Annotated in this window: 15 protein-coding genes; 5 read left to right on the top strand and 10 right to left on the bottom strand. The window is 42.9% G+C overall.

Annotation, left to right across the window (positions count from 1 at the left end; all coding sequences use genetic code 11):
* The first annotated feature begins 98 nt into the window (after positions 1-98).
* Positions 99-1304 carry a bifunctional 3,4-dihydroxy-2-butanone-4-phosphate synthase/GTP cyclohydrolase II gene (locus ACFQZI_RS01785; protein ID WP_377137767.1) on the top strand — a complete coding sequence of 402 codons (1206 nt, stop codon included), beginning with the start codon at positions 99-101 and terminating at the stop codon, positions 1302-1304.
* Between the two features lie 2 nt (positions 1305-1306).
* Here the strand turns inward: ACFQZI_RS01785 and ACFQZI_RS01790 are convergent, their stop codons facing one another.
* Positions 1307-5767 (bottom strand): translocation/assembly module TamB domain-containing protein, encoded by a 4461-nt coding sequence (locus ACFQZI_RS01790; RefSeq protein WP_377137769.1) that lies wholly within the window; start codon positions 5765-5767, stop codon positions 1307-1309.
* 185 nt (positions 5768-5952) lie between these two features.
* Here ACFQZI_RS01790 and tsaD point away from each other — a divergent pair, with 185 nt between their 5' ends.
* From tsaD to ACFQZI_RS01805, 3 genes are all read left to right on the top strand, one after another.
* Positions 5953-6954, top strand: coding sequence for a tRNA (adenosine(37)-N6)-threonylcarbamoyltransferase complex transferase subunit TsaD (tsaD, locus tag ACFQZI_RS01795; protein WP_377137771.1), 1002 nt, complete (start codon positions 5953-5955; stop codon positions 6952-6954).
* 78 nt (positions 6955-7032) lie between these two features.
* Entirely contained in the window at positions 7033-7203 is a 171-nt protein-coding gene (locus tag ACFQZI_RS01800; RefSeq protein ID WP_377137773.1) for a hypothetical protein, read from the top strand.
* Positions 7204-7207: 4 nt separating this feature from the next.
* Positions 7208-7606, top strand: coding sequence for a contact-dependent growth inhibition system immunity protein (locus ACFQZI_RS01805; RefSeq protein ID WP_377137775.1), 399 nt, complete (start codon positions 7208-7210; stop codon positions 7604-7606).
* Between the two features lie 73 nt (positions 7607-7679).
* Here ACFQZI_RS01805 and ACFQZI_RS01810 read toward each other — a convergent pair whose 3' ends face one another.
* From ACFQZI_RS01810 to ACFQZI_RS01840, 7 genes are all read right to left on the bottom strand, one after another.
* On the bottom strand, positions 7680-9746 hold the full coding sequence (locus ACFQZI_RS01810) for an IPT/TIG domain-containing protein (protein ID WP_377137777.1): 2067 nt from the start codon (positions 9744-9746) through the stop codon (positions 7680-7682).
* Between the two features lie 140 nt (positions 9747-9886).
* Positions 9887-10099 carry a hypothetical protein gene (locus tag ACFQZI_RS01815; protein ID WP_377137779.1) on the bottom strand — a complete coding sequence of 71 codons (213 nt, stop codon included), beginning with the start codon at positions 10097-10099 and terminating at the stop codon, positions 9887-9889.
* 47 nt (positions 10100-10146) lie between these two features.
* Positions 10147-11787, bottom strand: a complete 1641-nt coding sequence (locus ACFQZI_RS01820) for a DUF6734 family protein (protein WP_377137781.1) — start codon at positions 11785-11787, stop codon at positions 10147-10149.
* 147 nt (positions 11788-11934) lie between these two features.
* Positions 11935-12942: a recombinase RecA gene (recA, locus tag ACFQZI_RS01825; protein WP_377137783.1), complete on the bottom strand. Its 1008-nt coding sequence runs from the start codon at positions 12940-12942 to the stop codon at positions 11935-11937.
* A gap of 117 nt (positions 12943-13059) precedes the next feature.
* The gene (nth, locus tag ACFQZI_RS01830) at positions 13060-13821 is read right to left on the bottom strand and encodes an endonuclease III (RefSeq protein WP_377137785.1); all 762 of its coding nucleotides are present in this window, start codon (positions 13819-13821) and stop codon (positions 13060-13062) included.
* Positions 13822-14460: 639 nt separating this feature from the next.
* Complete coding sequence (locus tag ACFQZI_RS01835) at positions 14461-14610, bottom strand: hypothetical protein (RefSeq protein WP_377137787.1); 150 nt, start codon at positions 14608-14610, stop codon at positions 14461-14463.
* Between the two features lie 364 nt (positions 14611-14974).
* A complete protein-coding gene (locus ACFQZI_RS01840; RefSeq protein WP_377137789.1) occupies positions 14975-15559 on the bottom strand; it encodes an RNA polymerase sigma factor in 585 nt (194 codons plus the stop codon).
* A 431-nt stretch (positions 15560-15990) separates the two neighbouring features.
* Between ACFQZI_RS01840 and uvrA the strand changes: the two genes are divergently transcribed.
* Positions 15991-18960: an excinuclease ABC subunit UvrA gene (gene uvrA, locus ACFQZI_RS01845; protein ID WP_377137791.1), complete on the top strand. Its 2970-nt coding sequence runs from the start codon at positions 15991-15993 to the stop codon at positions 18958-18960.
* Positions 18961-19181: 221 nt separating this feature from the next.
* Here uvrA and ACFQZI_RS01850 read toward each other — a convergent pair whose 3' ends face one another.
* Both ACFQZI_RS01850 and ACFQZI_RS01855 read right to left on the bottom strand, forming a co-directional pair.
* Positions 19182-20105, bottom strand: coding sequence for a TonB family protein (locus ACFQZI_RS01850; protein ID WP_377137793.1), 924 nt, complete (start codon positions 20103-20105; stop codon positions 19182-19184).
* Positions 20106-20173: 68 nt separating this feature from the next.
* Entirely contained in the window at positions 20174-20998 is an 825-nt protein-coding gene (locus ACFQZI_RS01855; RefSeq protein WP_377137795.1) for a glycine-rich domain-containing protein, read from the bottom strand.
* Positions 20999-21193 lie beyond the last annotated feature (195 nt).

Consider the following 21193-nt stretch of genomic DNA (forward strand, 5'->3'; position numbering starts at 1 on the left):
ACAAAATACCGACTGTATTAAACTTATTATCGTATAAATTTGTACTGCATCAGCGCAGGTATTATTACCTCAGCTGACCTCCATTAAGAAAAACTAAGATGCTAAATACTATACCGGAAGCCATTGAAGCCATTAAAGCTGGTAAAACCATTATTGTAGTTGATGACGAAGACCGCGAAAATGAAGGTGACTTTTTAACTGCCGCCCGTAATGCTACCCCGGAAACCATTAATTTTATGGTTAAATATGGCCGTGGGCTGGTTTGTACACCTATAACCAAACAGCGCGCGTACGAGCTTGAGCTTGAGCCAATGGTAAGCCATAACACCACATCGCACGAAACTAATTTTACGGTATCGGTAGATCTGCTGGGCAATGGTTGTACAACCGGTATTTCGGCAACCGACAGGTCAAAAACTACATTAGCTTTAATTGACCCGGCAACCAAACCGGCAGATTTAGGCAGACCGGGGCACATATTCCCATTAATAGCTAAAGAGGGTGGCGTTTTACGCCGTTCGGGCCATACCGAAGCAGCAATTGACCTGTCTGTATTAGCGGGCTTTGAGCCGGCGGGCGTTATATGCGAAATAATGACGGAGAACGGCGACATGGCCCGCCTGCCCGAGTTATTGGTAATGGCTAAAGAGTTAGACCTTAAGATAGTTTCTATAAAAGACCTTATCGCTTACCGTTTGAATACCGAATCGATGGTGCGCAAGGAAGTATCTGTAAAGATGCCTACCGAGTGGGGCGATTTTGATATGATAGCCTACACCCAACTGGATACTGGCGAAAATCACCTTGCCCTGGTTAAGGGCGAATGGGGGCCAAATGAGCCTGTTTTAGTGCGTGTACACAGCTCTTGTGTTACAGGTGATATATTTGGGTCGTGCCGGTGCGATTGCGGCCCGCAGCTGCACAAAGCTATGGAGATCATCAGCAAAGAGGGTAAAGGCGTTATTATTTACATGAACCAGGAAGGCCGTGGCATTGGCCTTATCAATAAGCTTAAGGCATATCATTTACAAGAAAACGGCTTGGATACGGTTGAGGCCAACATCAAACTTGGTTTCCAGATGGATCAGCGTGATTATGGTATAGGGGCGCAAATTTTACGCAGCCTGGGTATCTCCAAAATGCGCTTATTAACTAATAACCCCAAAAAGCGTGCGGGCCTTATTGGCTATGGTTTAGAGGTAGTTGAGAACCTGCCTATAGAGATAGCGTCAAACCCACATAACGAGGCGTACCTGCGTACCAAACGCGACAAGATGGACCACGCCATTATGCGCGAACATTAATTTCAGTCGTCACCTTCTGTATCTTCATTGTTCTTATCGTCTGACGGTTTAGACGGGGTGGGCGTTGGTGTGCTTGTTGCCGGCACCGGAGGTGTATTTGCTGGTGTCCTGTCGCGGCGGCGTTGCCTGAAAATGTTTCTCAGGAACTCGCCAAAGGTGTCAAAGTCCCGCTGGTAAACTAAACCAATACCATTTACATACTGTACCCCCAATTGGTCGTTAATGCTGTTTAACGTGGTGCTGTTTAGCGCTCGGTACGAATAGCGGCCCCTTAAGTTGCCATCCTTGCGGATCAGGTACTGGATCTCGAAATCTTTTGTCAGCGTCCTGAAATCGGTATTCAGTAAACTCTGGCGGTTATTGAACAGGTCGCTGGTGCCGCTGTTAGAATATAAACTACCGTTGATGATCAACCGATCGTTCAGGAATTTTAAAGATGCACTCGCGTCATTAAAAGATCGTATGTTCAAATCGAAATATTTGATGTTGGACTGGGAGATGAAACTATTAAGCTTATTAAAGGCAAATTCGCTAACGGCCTCGCCGGCTGTACCCAATACCTGGTTAGTTAAATTGCTGCCCGTGCCGGATGCAAAGCTTCGCCTTACAATAATGCTTAGTGCCTGTTGGCTGCGGTTGTTATTATCGGCAAGGTAAGTGTTCAAATCATCCTTAATGGACGGATCAACAGGGAAGTTGAAGTTAAAATCAATGTTTGGCTGTAACAGGGATTTGGTCAGGATCAACTCAGCCTGTACCAATACCTGCTTAGGCTGTGGCGCCTGTAAACCTGCTGCCGTGTAAAGCGGCGCTATATTGGTGCGCACCTCGTACACTGCCTTCAGGTCAATCTCGGCGTTTGAAGGGTTCCCGGTCCACCTGATGTTACCGCCCTGGTTCACCACAAAGTTTTTACTGATAAAGTCCTTTGCCGTAAACTCAAACTTACCCGATGTAATGCCAAAGTCGCCAAACATCTCAAAATCGCCCAAGCTGTTTATTTTTAGGTTTAAGTTCCTGGCTTGCCCGGTGCCCTCTAAAACACCGTAATCAGTACTTATCCTTACTGTGGTTTGCTCATCAACGGTCAGGTCAAAGTTCAGGGTAACGCCATTAAAAGCATTTTTCTTTTCTATTATTTTTTTAGTGGTATCGTTGTGGTCAATCCATCGTATAAAATCATAATCGGCCGCGGTTGATGATGTATTAAGCGGGATATTAAATACCGTACCGGCTTGGGTACTGGCCTTAATATCAATGTTCATATTATCTATAGGCCCGGTAAAACTAAATGTACCGCTGCCATAAGCCGTGCCATAGTACAGGTGGTTGTCTTTAAACGTTGTATTAAGCGCCATAAGGTTTTTTGCATCCAGCACTATGTTAAGTGTAGGGTTAGATATGTTATTGAGGTCTACGGTACCATTTGCCTCACCTGTGCCGCCGCGTATATCCTTCAAAATCATTTTATCTATCTTGATAACGCTGTTACTAACCGTTAGCTTATCGTTAACCGTATAGGCTGTTTTAAGATAATTTACAGTAATGCCTGTATTGTCTAATGATAACGAACCGTTTAATTCGGGCTTTGATGGCGTGCCTGTGAGTTTAAGATCTGCAGATACCGCCCCCTTTACATCAGATACCAGGTCTTTTATGAATGGCTCAAATATAATAGCCTCTGTATGGTCCATTTTTATATCAAAGTCCAGCTTATCATCCGTTTGTTTGCCAAGGGTATAAATACCGGCAATGTTCATGGTTTCGGTACCCCGGTTATTGATGTTAAGCTTTACATTGGCCTGCCCCCGGTCGTTATCCAGGTTGGATACTATCTTTACATCGCCCACCAGCGTCTTATTCATCATTAACGAGTCGACGCCCAGGTTGGCTTCCACGCCTGGTTTTTTGGTGATGGATGTAAGCACTACATCACCATTCAATGAGCCCTTTAGTAAAATGCCCGATGCCTTGGTCAATTGGTTAAGCGTGGCCATGCTAAACTTCTCAAATTGCACTTTTAGTTTATCCGCAGCATTATCAGACACAAAGCCGTTTATCCGCACTTTTTGTATGCCGTTAGAAAGTTCAAAGCCTGATATTTGTGTTTTGCCATCCAGCAAACGGATACGCACCTGTTCCTGTATTTTCCAGTTCTCTCGCTCCAGCACCACGTCTGATGGGAGGATTTTTAGCTTAGCTGTAGTGTCGCGGCCAAACTCTACCAGGCCGTAGAGGTCTAACTGGTTGGCTGCGTCTTTATCAGATAACTTCACGTTAAAGTTCAGGCTGTCGTTTTTCAAAAAGTTGGTGATGTTGATGTTTTTAATGTAAAGGCTATCCGTTAGGTCTATCCGGTTAAGGGATACGTTCAGCCCCAGCATATCATCGCTTGTGCTTTCATCAATAATAAAATCGTGAAACACAATTTTACCCAGTTTAATGGTTTTAATATATCCGTTAAGGGTCGCGGTTTTATTACCCGAGTTAAATTTGCCTACAAAAGTACCCTGCTCCGGTATCTTCAGGTCGGGCATAAATATGGCCGTAAAGGGGTCAATATTCTTAAGCGTAAGATTAAAATCAAAGTTTTGCGGCTTAGGTGGCGTAATATCTGTTTTAAGCGACGGGATATATTTTTTGGCGATGGTTTTATAATAAGATGGCAGGGTGGCCAGGTCATATGTGCCCTTAATGCTGCCATCTGCCAGGTCGGATTTAAGAGAGATAACCCTCGCGTCGCCTTTGCCTTTTGCAGTCAACGCTACGGTATCTACCACATAATTATTCTGCGGGTTTACAATACGTATTTTTGTTAACAGTATGCTGCCATCCAGGTTATCCAGGTTATTGCCCGAAAAATTGGTGTTGAGATCTGTACTAATGGTAATGGTATCCTTAAGCAGCTTTAGCTGGCGAAGTTTAGCGTTGGTAATATTACCCTTAAAATCATAAATTGGCAGCTTTGGGTTAAGGTTAACGCTTCCTGCAAGGGCAAGTTGCAGGTTTTTATCATAAATAGATAATTTACCTGCAGCCGTTTTATGGTTGAATGTGCCGTTGGTTACAATGTTGCTGTAGGTGTAACCTTTAAACTGAAAGGTTGCGATCCTGGCGTCGCCGCGCGCGTCAAGTGTTTTAAGATCGTCGCCACGGCCGGTAACATTTGCCGATAGGGTAGTACGGCCAACAGAGTTGTTATCTAACAAAGCGCCCAGGTCAAAATTATTGGTAGTTATCTTGCCACTGTAGCTTGGTACACCTGCCTTGTTTATTTTAAGGTTTATATCGGGGTCAAAGCGGCCCAATTTGGTTTTAAAGGTTCCAAAAGCTACAAAGTCATTCTGCACACCTGTAAACCGCCCTGTAAAGTTTACGTTGCCAAATTTGCTTACAATGGCGGGTACTTTAGCGTTTGGTTTCCCTGTAAAATGCTGGTACAAATAATCGAGATCTTTTTTGTTGGTAGCGATATGGTCAAATTTTAGCTGCAGGAAGGTGTTCTCCCAATCGGGCAAACCCGTAAGGTTAAAATCTCCCTTAATAAAAGTTGCCTGTGCGGCGGTAATAGTTACGTTTTTGGCTTTAAGGTTATTTACCAGGCCGCGTACCCGGCCATCTATCCCTAATTCAAAAGTGGTTTTATCAAGCGAACTGGTGAAGTAGGCTATGTCTTTTGAAGACAGGTGCGATGTTTTAAAATCGGCATCCATATTTACCTTGTTCTCAAAATCATCAAAGTCATTAAACGATTTAAATTTCATCCTGAAAAAATTCCTGACGTTTGAATTCGCCGTTTGAATATTAAGGTTTTGAAGTAATATCTGATTGGTATCTATCGTAACATTCGAGTTGAAATTTCTTACAAAGAATCCGCTCTTTTCTTTTAAAGTTAAGCCACCAACACGTGCCTTAAAAAGGTGGTTCTTTAGGTCCATATTGCGGATAATGGTGCTGAAATTACGAATATCGATGTCGTTAAAATTTACACCCTTTACCAGCTCGGTGCGCAGGTTGTTCTTATACTTAAAGTGGAAATTGTTTATAGCTATCTTATCGAAAGTAAGTGTCCAGGGTTTACTCTTGGTTTTTGTAGTATCGCCCGAGTTAAAATAATCGAGCACAAACTTTAGGTTGGTGGTGCTGTCTTTTAATTTTTTAAGGTTAAACGAGCCGTTATCCAGCTGTATAGACGCGAAATTTATCTTTTTTTGTTTAATGCTGTTGAATATTGAAAATTCGCTAAGCTCTACCGCCAGCTTTGGGGTGCTTAGCAGGGTATCCTGTTGCTTATCAAGTATGTACAAACCCTCTAACACCACCGATGAGAACGGTTTGATATAAAGGCTTTTAATATCAACAGTGGTATGAAGTTCTTTAGAAAGGTAAGCTGTAGCTTTTTTTGCAGCCCATGTTTGCACGGGCTTGTACTGAAAAAGCAATAGCGTTATGCTTATCAGCAACAAAATTATCAATACGATGCTTAACGCTATTTTGAGTACTTTTTTAATAACTTTGTATTTTAAATAGAATTCAAAACTAAAAATTCAAAAATGCACTAAGTGTTTTACTTTTTGAATTTATTTATGACTTATTCAAAAGGCGACCGGTTTTAACTTTTTACCTTTTGATTTTTGACTTTATAAATGTGCCTGTAATATTAGCTATCGAATCTTCTTGTGATGAAACCTCCGCATCTGTTTGCGTGGATGGGCAGATACTGAGCAATGTTATTGCCAATCAAACCATTCATGAACTTTACGGTGGCGTTGTACCCGAGCTTGCTTCAAGGGTTCATCAGCAAAATATTGTTCCTGCTGTACAACAAGCACTATTAAACGCAAAAGTAAATAAAAATGATATTGATGCAGTAGCTTTTACACGCGGGCCGGGGCTTTTAGGTTCACTTTTGGTGGGTGTATCCTTTGCCAAAGCATTCGCGCTGGCTAAAAACCTGCCGCTTATTGACATTAACCACATGCAGGCGCATATACTGGCGCATTTTATTGCCGAAAAAAAGCCATCGTTCCCGTTCCTTTGCCTTACCGTATCCGGCGGGCATACGCAAATAGTTTTGGTTAAAGACTATTTTGATATGGAAGTGATAGGCCAAACACTTGATGATGCGGCCGGTGAGGCGATGGATAAAACCAGCAAGATACTTGGCTTGCCTTATCCCGGCGGGCCGCTGATAGATAAATACGCGCGCACTGGTAACCCCGATGCTTATACATTCCCCGAGCCGCAAATACCCGGCTTTGATTTTAGCTTTAGCGGGGTTAAAACAGCTATACTGTATTTTATAAGGGATAACGTTGCCAATAACCCCAATTTTATACAAGAGAACCTGAATGATATTTGCGCCTCGGTAGAAAAACGTATAGCTACCATACTGCTTAATAAATTAAAGCGCGCTGCCCGCGAATATAATATTACCGACATTGCTTTGGCCGGTGGGGTATCTGCCAATACAGGCTTACGCGAGGGGTTGACGAAAATGGGTGTGGATAATGGCTGGAATGTTTTCATCCCTAAATTTGAATACTGTACCGATAACGCGGCCATGATTGCCATTGCCGGTTACCATAAATATTTAAAAGGCGAGTTTGCCGGGCAGGAGATAGCCCCGTTGGCAAGAATGCCGATGTAGTTTGGGCGTATAGTTGATGGTTCATAGCAAACGGCCATCTGCAAAACGCCATGAACTATTAACCATGAACTAATTACTATGAACATTCCTTCACTTATATTTTGGGCTGTATTTGTACTACCGCTGGTTGCTTTTTTAGTTTGGCTGATGCGCCAGGATAAACGTAAAGGCATTACCGGCCTTATTGTATTGGCCATAACCGTTGTAGGCTGTATTGCTTATATGTACTGGAAAACGGGTGGTAAGTAAAAAAATGGAAAATAACTGGAGATATAAGTCTTTAGAAAACCTTGAAAACCGCCGGGTTACAGTAGCCAAAGATTCTACTACTGTAGTTAAGCGTTGCACGCAACTTTTTGGTAAGCCATTAAATGAATACTCCATTGAAGATATGCGGATTATGCTTGGCCAGCAATTTGGTTTAGATTATTTAATTCCTTTAGTCCTCGAACAATTAAAAATCGACATCCTCTCAGAAGGGGATTATTATCCAGGTGATTTATTGACCGCAATTTTAAAAGTTAATATTACCTTTTGGACAAAGAATAATTTGTTATTAAAAGAATTGATTGATTTGATCAAAAGTAACCAGAAAGTATTATTCAAGTCAGAAATTCCAGTACATTTATTAGGGCAATATTATCAGCAATAAGCCCCCGCATTGCGGCGAGGGCCATTGAGAAAAAAAACACTTACAAAATATTTAACCAGTTTTCTGCTCTGAGTTAGATTTTCTTTCTGAAAATGCGGCGCTGGCCTGTATTGCTGTTGAAGGTAAATATGTAAAAGTACCCGTTAGATCTTTCTACACCACCAACCCGATAGCCTGTAGGTACGTCGTAATTTTTAAATGTCGCGCCCCCATCTACCGATACATTAAAACGCCCGTCGCCGTACACGACAAAATCTCCGAAAGATTTGACGTAATAAACGTTATCATCGCTCAGTTTTGTCCACGTAGCACCCTGGTCGCTTGTCTTGTAAAGGCGCTGATCTGTCATTGATGCGGTTGACGGGCTAAACAAGCAGAAGATGTTATACCCAGAAGCGGTTATAAAATCCTGATTGCCGCTGCCAAAAAAGTACAGACCTGTTGTAGCCGCTCCTGCCGTCCAGGATTTACCCTGATCAGCTGATTTATAAATTTTAGGTTGCGTAGGGCTGCTTAAATAATTGCTTGACATATCAACCGCGTACCAGTATTTACCAAAACTGTCTGATGTAAGATAATCTAACGTGTTCCCGTTTGGCTTGGTAGCCTGAGATAAGGTCCAATTATCGCCCGAATCTGACGAGGTAAATAACAGGGCTCCCTGCATACAGGCTAAGTTACCACCGCGTGCTGCTATAAGCCCGGTTACACTCATGTTAGGAGATGCCGGCCACGGCGAAAGTTTTTTCCATACGGTACCATCAGTACGAAATATACCCTGGTTGGTGGTTATATAATAGTAAACGCCATCGGTTTTTATTAAATGTACTTCAATTGCCGCGCCATTTGCCGATTGCATTTTATTGTAAACGTTGGTGTATGACGTTCCGTTTTCGCTATAGTATAAATACGTTGAATTGGCACCACCTGCAAACATAAAGCCATTGCCCATTGCAGCGGAGATGTTACTTTCTTGTATAGAGGCGGTAAAATCCATATCCTGCCAGTCGCCGGTATTTGTTGTTGGGTTAAGAAGCGTAAAATTAGATGGACTTGTAAGCTCGCCGCCGTTTAGCACATTTAAGGTTATTTTGCCAGTAATAGCTGATTGCGGAACGGTAACCTTTATTTGGGTTGCGGTTGCTTCGGTTACCGTTGCTGTAACTGCTGTACCCTGGGCCCCGCTAAATTTTACTATATTCTCGCTTTTTTCGGTGCTAAAATTACTGCCGGTAATAGTAACCGTTTCGCCAACCTTGGCAGATGCAGGTGTAAACGAAGTAAACGTTGCGGCTTGTATATAGGTAAATGCAGGGCCTGTGGTAATTTCGCTGTTTTTTACTTTTAGAGATACAGCACCGGTAGTACCTGCAACAGGTGCTTTAACTGTTAACTTGGTTGTAGTTGCAGATACAACTTCTGCTTTGGTGCCGTTAAACTCTACAATATTATCTGCGGTTGTGGCACTGTAATTTACGCCGGTAATTGAAATAACATCGCCCGCGCGGCCTTTAGTAGGGGCAATGTTTTCAATGGTAGGTTTGTCTGCAACAGGGGTAGGGTCTTTAATTTCCGATTTTTCTTTGGTTACCACCGAGGCGAAGGTGATGGTAAATTCACCTGCCGAGCTAAACTCGCGTCCATCCGCAGTTTTAAATTTGATATCCCATTTAACAGTGACGTAAGTATCGGTAACAGTAATGCTTATAGAACCCGATAGCGCATAGTAGGCATTACCTTCGTTATAGTATTGTACATAGGTTTGGCTGGTAGCGGCATTTAATTTTATGGTTTTAGTACCCGGGTTTAATGAGGTACCTGCTTTTTTGCTCAGGGCAATTGCGCCATTTTTAAGATCATCTATAAAAAATGTGAGTTTATTGCCGTTGGCATCAAGCGTGGCCGATGTTTCTAAGGATTTCACCGCATCCCCGTTGGTGGCGTAAAGGGTTGATTTAATATTGTTCTGACTAATGGAAAAATCTTTTCCGTCAATCTTTCCTTTTACAGACGATGTTTTTACCTCCGGTTCTGTTGGAATGGGCTTTATTGTGGTCTCTTTTTTACATGATGAGATAACCCCCATTAAAAGTAAAATAAGGCCCGATTTTTTTAGCAGTTTTTGTAAGTTTTGGTTCATGGTTGTAAGGCATTAATTTTTGTATAAAACTCAATAAATTAAAGCCTTGCCCAAATACCGCGTTCCCGGCATATTTATATACGTGCCGGTACGCACAAAAAAGCCCCCCTAAACAGGAGGGCTTTTGCGGTTGATAACGTTTAAGCGCAATACAGGAAATTGCCATGGCCCGCAGCCCTGCAATAAGCAGGCTGGCACCCAATTGCTGTGCTGCCCCCTACAGGGAATGCTGAACCACCAACGCCATCGCAATAAGTTTGGGTTGTGCCAACACCTCCTCTGATCTCTTTCTGTTCGTTTCTGGATAATTCTTTTTTAAGACTTAATTTTCCAATTGGTTTTGATGTGCTCATAATATTTAATTATTGGTTTATAATTAAATTTAAGAATATAGTTTCCATTAATGCAAATTAATTTTGAGTAACCCAAAGTAAAGCAGCCTTTTAACTACATCAATTATTAAGGTTTCATAAGCAGGATAATCTTCTTCTATTTCTTCTTCAGAAAAGTATTGTTTCATTTCTGTTAAGAGTAATTCAACCGAAAATGAAGTTTTAAGCGTTTCAACAACTATTAGGTCTAATCCATCAGGGTAATATTCTTTTATACCTGCCTGCAATACATCGGGTAATAATATTACTGTCAGCGCCAATTTTTCCTGCCCGAAATTTCTTTCAACAATTGAGGGAATGTCTTTATGATAATCGTATTTCCAGTCCCAGCCAACCTCAAATTGCTTATAAGGTTCCTGAATATCAACTCGTGTTTGCAGCAGGAGATGCTTAGGTAGCGAAAAGGTTTGCCGTATGAGTTTATAGGCGTTAATGTTTTGTATGTACAGCTTGTTTATAGCTTCAGCATCGCTATAGATGTTATTTGACAGATAATTGCTTTTTGTTTCTATGTTAAAAACCTCAAGCAGGCGTTCTTTATCATCGTTATTTAGCGCACTTAAATTTACCAGCTTATTAAAGATGTGTGGCCTGATGTTTTTATCGAAATCTATTAGCTGGTGAATATGCAACTTCTTATTCAGATAGTTAACAACCGCCTGTGTGCGATGAAATGCGGGCTGCGCTGTTGATGCAGATGAGTTTGATTTTAATACGCCGTGTAAGCTAAAACCAGGTGTATTGTATATGACCGACCGCATTTTAACACCTTTATTGCGCATTAAATTGATTATACGGTAGTAGTAGTCGGGATAATCGTTTCTAAGCAATTTTGCCAGATGATCGCACACATGCGCATATTGTTTGAACCCACCTACCGGGTGTATCATTTTCAGGTTGGGGTAATCCTCAAACCTGATGTAATCTTTAAATACCGGGTCTTCTACCGGGGCATTATAATAAGTAATTGGAATATTCAATTTTTGGGCAAGCTGACAGAATAGATATTGTTCGAAAATAAGATTTAGGCTGCCGGTGTTCATTTTCTCTAAATCTGATGTATTGTTGTCAATAAATTCGAAGGCTTTGCTGCAGTACTCTTTAAAAAAAGCCAGGTTATGCCCGCCCAACAAACCGGCATTACTTGCCCGGGCTTCTTTAAACTCAAAATATTCGCGTGAAAACAGTTCGGGAACGTAGGAAAGCTGATTATTTATATTGTCTAATATCTCGGCATAAAATGGAAGACCCTTATCCAAGTTTTGAGCTATAAGTGGGGCATTTAACAAATCTTGATGAGGTATCTGCCATAAATAAACATCACCATCCAGGTGCAGAAAAGGTTCGGTTTGGGTGCTGTAAGTATATATTTTTGCCAGCGCCCACAATTCCGGATGATAATTATTGAGCGTGCCTTCTAAAGCTATGGATACATTGGCATAAGGTAATTGTAACAAGTCAATCAAAACTTCTTTTCCAGCCTTGTCAGTTACCAGGTTAACAGAACCAAATACACTTTTAGCCTGCAGGCAGCTTAACGCCCAACTCATCCAATGATACTCGCACGATAGCCAGCCTGCTTTCATACTTAATACATCCTTTTTGTTTACTTGTGTCGGCCCGGTCCAAAAGGTCTGTAAAATCTTCATAAATATATTCTTAGGAATACGTATAGACTTGTTTTATCTAATGTAGTTAAACCTTAAGATAAACTGCTACTATGATTTGCGCGGACACAAAAAAAGCCCTCATGTATTAAACATGAAGGCTTTTTTGTAAACAAGTATTGATTTTATTTAAACTTCAGTTAAGCTTTCGCCTGTAACGGTCTCTTTTATCTTTGCTTCCAGTTCTTCAGCCAGCTCAGGGTTATCCAATATTAATTGTTTAACCGCATCGCGGCCCTGGCCTAAGCGGGTTTCGCCATAGCTAAACCACGAGCCTGCCTTTTTAATGATGTTGTACTCTACCCCAAGGTCAATGATCTCGCCTGCTTTAGAAATACCCTCACCAAACATAATATCAAACTCGGCAATTCGGAACGGTGGTGCAACCTTGTTTTTAACGATCTTTACCTTAACGCGGTTACCCGATACTTCATCGGTATCTTTAATTTGTGAGATACGGCGTACATCCAAACGTACCGAAGCATAGAATTTTAAAGCGTTACCACCGGTAGTGGTCTCGGGGTTACCAAACATCACACCAATTTTATCGCGCAACTGGTTGATGAAGATACAGCAGCAACCGGTTTTGCTGATGGTACCGGTAAGCTTACGTAAGGCCTGCGACATTAAACGGGCGTGTAAACCCATTTTAGAATCGCCCATCTCGCCCTCTATCTCGGCCTTTGGCACCAATGCCGCAACAGAGTCGATAACTAATATATCAATAGCGCCCGAACGGATCAGGTTATCAGCTATCTCTAAGGCTTGCTCGCCATTGTCTGGTTGCGATATCAAAAGGTTTTCTACATCTACGCCCAATTTTTTAGCGTAGAAGCGGTCGAAGGCGTGCTCAGCATCAATAAATGCTGCTATGCCTCCTTTACGTTGGGATTCGGCTATGGCATGTATAGCTAACGTAGTTTTACCAGACGACTCCGGGCCATAGATCTCTATTACCCTGCCTTTTGGTAAGCCACCTACACCTAAAGCAATATCAAGGCCTAATGAACCTGTTGATATGGTTTCGGTTGCTTCAACAGCGGTTTCGCCCATTTTCATGATGGTGCCTTTACCGTATGATTTTTCCAGCTTATCTAATGTTAGCTGTAATGCCTTTAATTTATCTGCGTTGCTCATCTTAAATTATTGTGAAACAAATATAATACAATTATTTATAAATACTAATATTTTTAGTATTTATTTTTAAGTGTTTTAAAAGTGGTGTTGTAAACTTACCTAACCGGCTACATCCAATCAAATATCTTTATCAACACTGCGCTTTGCCAGTTCCTTACTAATGGCGTTCAGCGCTTTTTTCTTCTTTATGTCTTTGGTCTTACGTATTCGGGCTGCTTCGGCGCGCAGCAGGGCTGTTTCGGTGTTTTGTTGCTCATAGTATTTGCAGAACCAGGTAAGCGGGCAGATCTCGCACTTGGGCGTACGGGCCACGCATATATAGCGGCCATGCAATATCAACCAATGGTGGGCAATAGCAAGGGTATTTTCGGGTAAGTTTTGTACCAGTTGTTTTTCAACAGCCAGTGGTGTAGTGGCACGTATAGTTAACCCAATGCGGTTGGCAACCCTAAATACATGTGTATCTACCGCTATGGCCGGCGCATCAAACACTACAGAGGCAATTACATTAGCTGTTTTACGGCCAACGCCCGGCAGCTTTTGCAGATCGTTAATATCAGAAGGCACCTCACCACTAAAAACATCCATCAGCATTTTAGCCATGCCGGCCAGGTGTTTTGCCTTGTTATTTGGATAGCTCACACTGCGGATATAAGGGAAGATCTCGTCGGCATCAGCAGCGGCGAGCGCGGCAACATCCGGGAAACGCTGGAAAAGGGCAGGGGTAACCTGGTTAATGCGCTTATCAGTACACTGCGCCGACAGGATAACCGCCACCAGCAATTCATAGGGGTTGGTATAATGCAGCTCGGTTTCGGCCGCGGGCTGGTTCTTTGAAAAGTATTCTACAAAATGGCGGTAGCGTTCGGCTTTAAGCATGGTTAGTTCATTAGTTCAATTGTTCATTGGTATTTGCGTGGTGTAAATATCAATGGTGCAAAATTATTAACTATCTTATAAACTAATGTACTAAAATAGCAGGTTTATAATGGGAGCACCGTGGCGATTTACTCACCCGGTCAGTGCTTCGCTCGACCACCCTCTCTTCACTGCGTGGAAGAGGATTGAAGAATTCATTGCCGTTGGCTTAGCCAACGGTTGATGAGATATAATTCCCGGCTTTAGCCAAACTATGACGCTTTTTGGCTAAAGCCTGCCTGGTATAATTTTTATCCGTCCCTTAAAAGGGGGGCAATGAAAGAATTGCACAATCGTAAAGCAAATAAATTTCTTACCCTCTTTCCGCTTGCGGAGAGAAGGTCGACCAGCGTAGAGAAGTCGGGGTGAGTAAAAGCGTTAGGGATTGAAACGGATACCAGCCTTGAGCCTAAGGCCTGCAGGCGTATGAGTGAGAAGCCCGCCCGCAGGGAACCCCCCAATAACTGAAACCATCCCACCAATAAACTAATGAACCAATAAACAAATAAACCACTATAAAATAGAAAGGTTCATAAACCAAACCATGAGCGTTATACCCGGTGGGATGACTTATGAACCAGTACTTTGGCGTAGTACTACTTAGCGACGGCTTTTCGAATAATCGAGGATGTGGTGGATGGTTTGCAGTTTGGGCTTCTTTTTGAGAAGGTCCAGATCTGCACGGATAGAATGATAAAACATCACATCATCCACATCCAGGTTTTCTTGAATTACCTCTGATTGTTTCACCTGAGCTTTGTTAGTAACCGCATTAAAAATTGAAGTAAAGGTTTCACCCATAAGCTGTTGTTTGTTTAATTATAAAAGTAACGAGAATTATTTATTAATATTTTATAAAGATGAAAATTAAATGAAATTTTTTTTAGGGGTTAATTTTAGTTTGATCTGTACGTTTCAAATTAAGAATATTAACTCAGGCAATGGAAATTTCATTTTAAATTCGAGTTTTAAACGACAGGAAGCATTGGGATATTGTTACGGTCGTAATAAAAAAAGCCACCCCATGAGGGGCGGCTTTGTAACAATATTATTATAACTTATTTCCTTGATCCCGAGAGTTACTGAAACAAGTTCGGGATAACGGGTTATTGACCTAATTCTTCAGGCTTAGCTCTTTGTTCTGCATCATTTTGCGCAGGTTGTTTAGGGCGTAACGCATACGGCCCAGCGCGGTATTGATGCTCACATCGGTAACGTCGGCAATTTCTTTGAAGCTCATATCGCCAAAGTGGCGCATAATGAGTACTTCTTTTTGCTCGGATGGTAAAAGTTGTATAAGCGATTTAAGGTCCTTATGCGTTTGCTCGCGCACCAGCTTGTCTTCGGCGCTTTCGTCATAGTTGCCAAGTACTTCAAAAATGTCGAAGTCGTCGCCGTTGCTAACCATAGGCGCGCGTTTTTCACGGCGAAAATGGTCTATTACCAGGTTGTGCCCAATACGGGTTACCCATGGCAAAAACTTACCTTCCTCGTTATATTTACCGGCTTTTAGTGTATTAATAACTTTAATAAACGTATCCTGGAAAATATCCTCGGCAAGGGCTTCGTCCTTAACAAGCAAATAAATAGAAGTGTAAATTTTTGATTGGTACCGCCTGATGAGTTCAACAAGCCCGGCCTCATCGCCGCCAATGTACAGATGGATTAGATCCTGATCACTTTTCAATTGAAAATCCATAGAAAGCTACTAATAAACTAAATTAAATTTTTTGTCGTTATTAAAAGTAGAGTTCTATCGATAGCGTTTCTTTTAGGGTTAAGAAAAATGTTACCCTCAAATATAATGATCTTAAAAAATAAAAGCAAATATTTTTTAACCGGGTATCGTACGTTTTATTTTGAGACCAATAAGTCACTCGAATGCAAACTCTTTTATTAATAACTAATTAACTTCTACAATTACCCAAACCCATTTGGATTAAGCTAAATATTTTAGGATTTTTGCAGCCGGAAAATGTTCATGGATGATAGTTCATGGCTCATAGTCCGATAGCGTAAAATCAAAACAAGTTTAACCGCTTTAGGGTTAGACTTTCATCTGTGGCCAGGGTTTAATCATGTTCGTAATTTCCTATCATGATCTACCAACCTGCGCCATCAATTATAGTTATGATCAAAGAAGCAGAAAAAGATCCGCAAAAAAATATCATTATAAAAGGGGCGAGGGTGCACAACCTTAAAAATATGGATGTGGCCATTCCCAAAAATAAGCTGGTGGTTATTACGGGCATGTCGGGCTCGGGCAAATCATCTCTTGCATTTGATACCCTTTACGCCGAGGGTCAGCGCCGTTACGTAGAGAGCCTGTCGTCATACGCGCGCCAGTTTTTGGGCCGTATGAACAAGCCCGATGTAGATTATATAAAAGGCATCGCCCCGGCCATCGCGATAGAGCAAAAAGTTATCACCAGCAACCCGCGCTCTACCGTTGGTACCAGCACCGAGATCTACGATTATCTGAAGCTGCTTTTCTCGCGCATCGGTAAAACTATATCACCTATATCAGGCGGCGTAGTAAAAAGGGACAGCGTTACCGATGTTATAAATTTTATAACTTCCCTGCCTGATGATACGCAGGTAACCATACTTTGCCCGTTGCATCCGCATAACAACCGCAGCATTAAAGAGGAGCTGGCTGTTTTAATGCAAAAAGGATTTGTAAGGGTTGAATTTAACGGCCAGGTATCGCGCATCGAAACCTTATTGGAAGACGAAACCATCGACGGTGCATCTATGGTGATGGACGAAGAGGCAACGCCTGCTGCTAAAACCAAAAAAGCAAAAACCAAAAAGGGCGAAGAGGAAGTATCTTCATTGCCTGCGGTTTCTGTAGTTCGTATTGTAATAGACCGTATCAGCAAAAGCGAGGACGACGAAACCATTAGCCGCCTTGCAGATAGCATCCAGACAGCGTTTTTTGAAGGTAAGGGCGATTGCTATGTGCAATATGATACAACGTCAGCCCCCTCTAAATCTCCCCCGATAGGGGAGACTTCAAATCCTAAAGCCCTCTCCTTCGGGGAGGGTTTGGGTGGGGCTTCCGAACGTTTCTTCTGCGACCGTTTTGAACTGGACGGTATCCGTTTTGAAGAGCCTACGCCAAACTTTTTCAGTTTTAACAACCCATACGGTGCCTGCAAAAAATGCGAAGGCTATGGCAAGGTAATCGGCATCGATGCCGACCTGGTTATCCCCGATAAAAGCAAAAGCATTTACGAAGGCGCTATTGCCCCGTGGCGCGGCGAAAAAATGCGCGAGTGGAATGATGTTTTGGTGAAAAGTTCGCTGAAATTTGATTTCCCTATCCATCGCCAGTATAATCAATTGACAGAGCAGCAACAAGAGTTGTTGTGGACGGGCAACCAATACTTCCGTGGGTTAAATGCTTTCTTTAAGGAAATGGAGGAGCAAACCTATAAAATTCAATACCGTGTGCTGCTATCGCGCTACCGCGGTAAAACAACCTGCCCGGAGTGCAAGGGAAGCCGCCTGCGAAAGGATGCCACTTATGTGAAAATTGAGGGTAGATCCATAACTGATGTGGTGCTGATGCCTTTAGATACTGCTTTAGAGTTTTTCAGCAACCTGCAACTGAGCGAGACAGACGCTAAAATTGGTAAACGCCTGCTTATGGAGATAACCAACCGTTTAAGCTTTTTAAATGATGTTGGGTTGAGCTATTTAACACTTAACCGGTTATCCAACACGTTATCGGGTGGCGAGTCGCAGCGTATTAACCTGGCAACCTCATTAGGTAGTAGCCTGGTGGGTTCCATATATGTTTTGGACGAGCCAAGCATCGGCTTGCACCCGCGAGATACCCAGCGATTGATTACCGTGTTAAAATCGCTGCGCGATGTAGGTAATACCGTTTTAGTGGTAGAGCACGAAGAAGAAATTATGAAAGCGGCCGACCATATTATTGATATTGGTCCCGAAGCCGGCACGCATGGCGGTAACCTGATATTTACCGGTACGTACGACCAGATCATTGTTGATGACGATAGCCTTACCGGGAAATACTTGAGCGGCCGCGAAGAAATAGCCATTCCGCCAAGTCGCCGTAAATGGAGCGATTATATTGAGATAAAAGGCGCGCGCGAAAACAATCTGAAAAATGCCAGTGCAAAGTTCCCGCTTGGGGTGCTTACCGTTGTAACAGGTGTATCCGGCTCGGGTAAAACCAGTTTGGTTAAACGTATTTTCGCGCCTGCGTTGCAAAAGACCCTGGGTAACTACAATGGTGAGCAAAACGGCGCTTTCGACAGCATTGAGGGCGACTATAATAAAATTGAGCAGGTAGAAATTGTTGACCAAAACCCAATAGGCCGTTCATCACGCTCTAACCCGGTTACCTACGTAAAGGCCTGGGATGAGATCCGTAACCTTTACGCCGGTTTACCTGCTGCCAAGGCCGCGGGCTTAAAACCATCGGCATTCTCTTTTAACGTAGAGGGTGGCCGTTGCGATGTTTGCCAGGGCGAGGGCGAGGTGAAGATAGAGATGCAGTTTATGGCGGATATCTTCCTTACCTGCGAAGCCTGTAACGGCAAGCGGTTTAAACAGCACATCCTGGATGTTACCTACAACGAGAAAAATGTATCTGAGGTGTTGGATATGACCATTGACGAAGGCCTCGTGTTCTTCGCCAAAGAGCCGAAGATCCTGGCCAAAATAAAACCGTTGGTTGATGTTGGTTTGGGTTATGTGCAGTTGGGCCAATCGTCGAACACATTATCGGGCGGCGAGGCACAGCGTATTAAACTGGCATCCTTCCTGGTAAAGGGTAATAACACCAACAAAACCTTATTCATATTTGATGAACCTACCACAGGTTTGCACTTCGCGGATATCAAGAAGCTGCTAAAATCATTCGACGCGTTGCTGGAGCATGGCAATACCATCATTGTAATAGAACACAATATGGACGTGATAAAATGCGCTGATTGGGTGATAGACATCGGCCCCGAAGGTGGCGACCGCGGCGGTAAAGTGGTTTTCGAAGGCCTCCCCGAAGAGCTTATAAAAGTTAAAGACAGCTTTACCGGTAAGTTTCTGGCGGAGAGATTTGAGAGTTAGAGATTGGAAAACAGAAATTAAATATTAGGTTAAATAAAGGCGATGAGCATCACTCATCGCCTTTGTTATTTAAAAATTTCTGTCATTTCGAACGAGCGATAGCGAGGAGCAATCTTGTTAGTTATGAAATGTTTACGGCCTGCACGTCCGACAAGATGGTCTAACAAGATTTCTCGTCGCTGCGCTTCCCTCGAAATGACATGGTTATTTATTTTGTGATCTTACTTCTTCACATACGGAAACGGAACCTTTATCCTGATATCCGCATCCTCACCTGCTTTATTGGTGAACTTTGCTTCCTTCATTACGCGGAGTGCCTCCTCATCGCAGCCATAGCCTAAGCCTTTAACAACAGAAAGATTTTTAGTGCCGCCGCTGCCGGTAACGGTTAGTTCCACCGTTACAAAGCCGGTGATATTGGCGGCTTTAGCTTGCTCCGGATAAACCAATTTACTAAAGATGGCATCGTTACCACCAACAGGCATAATTGGCGACTCATCCTTCGGCACCGCCACATAATACAGGCTTTTTGGATTGGGATTATCTGTAGAAGAGGGCACTTTGTAATTGATGCCCCATTGCTTTAAATATTGGTGCAAAGGCGGCAGCCCCATCTTTTTACGACGAACGTCTACAAAAGCTTCGTCGCCAATAGGGAAGATTTGTATCCCTACTCCGGGTGTTTCATGCAGCTGTGTGCCATAAACCTGCGGCTGGCCTTTGCCTGTCAGTAACCTGTCGACCATTAAAGGTAACAGCGACGGATTGAGTTCCCCTTTATCAGCAGCGGCGGTCAGTATGGGCAGATATTTCTCCTGCGCATCGGTATCATTATGCTGGATCACCATAAAAGCTACCTTACTCAATTCGGCGCCAACTAAAGTTTTGCCGGGATAACCATATTCGCTGATGATGGTTTCTATCTTAGCCAGGTTAGCCCTGTCGGCAATATCCTGTTTCTTCATCAACTCGTTATCCTCTTTAGAACCCCGCCCGTATTTTTTAGCCGCCGCGATAGCCGCCACACGGTACTGCTGGTCATCCTTATAGATAGCAGCTAACTCGGCAGCCAGTTTCTTGTTGGTTTGGGCGAAAAGGGAGCTTGTTAAGAGTAGGAAAAGGATGGTAAGTTTTAGGATTTTCATGGGGGGAGCAGGATTTTTGACTAGATGGTTTTAATGTTTATGATTACAATTTTGATATTGGAAAAGTTTTAATCGCCGCCACCACAGCCGCTACATCCCGAACCGGAACAGCCGGAGCATCCGCTTCCACAGCCACTGTCGCCACCGCTATCATGACCGCCGTGGTGCCCGCTATGATGCGAACTCCAATCGCCGCCGCTACATCCGCCGCCGGCAGTGCTGCACCCGCTATTGCCTCTCCCATCCTTATTCTTCCACCAATCCGGGTTCGATTCTAATTTATAAACTCCTACGATTGCGGCTATCACAATACCAATTATCAAAATCCCGGAAAAGATCCCATCGGTAGCCTGTATGAAAATAGCGCATGCCGTAACTAAGCTTATAATAGCGGCGCTGTAAACAGTTATACGCGGCTTTTTAATCAGCCAATACTTTGATACGTTTACTCTTTGAAAATTGATATCGCTAAAGCGGGTTTGATTGTCTTGCCAGATGTCTGCAGGGGGCTTAACTCCAAATTTATCGGCGTATAATTGGTGCGATGAGGTGTAAAAGTCGTCAAACTTTTCGGCCTCCTTTTTGCCCCCTTTGGTAGGGGTATGATGGATCTCGCGCTCAAGAGTGTTTTTACAAAGATCTATCCAGTATGACCGGGTGTAAGTTAAATGCAGGTGCCAGGCCTGGTCCACCGGATCTGAAGGGGTTACGCCCTGTGTTGAAACACAGCACAGAAAAATGAACTTCTTGTATTCTTCAATAACCCGTTTTGCATAGGCTTTAGTCCAGCCGTTCTCTCGGGCAAGCCTGTCCGAAAATTTGAAAGCCACTCCCGGCTCATCCAACTCAAATTGCTCTATCCGTAGCCAAAGCTCGTTTTCTATCGATGTCATTTAAGATATAAATCACTTAAAGATATACAAAACAAAGTGGTTTATAAAAAACATATACAAGAGATATTGCGAATATTCATTGCTATGGAAAAATCCTCCGTCGAAATTGACCACACGCATATCGAAGATTGCCACGCTATCACCCGCAAAGACGTCATAGCGAATAAAAAGTAAAAAGCCTTTCCAAACGGAAAG

The organism is Mucilaginibacter lutimaris (assembly GCF_042676625.1).
GTDB classification, from domain to species: Bacteria; Bacteroidota; Bacteroidia; order Sphingobacteriales; family Sphingobacteriaceae; genus Mucilaginibacter; species Mucilaginibacter lutimaris.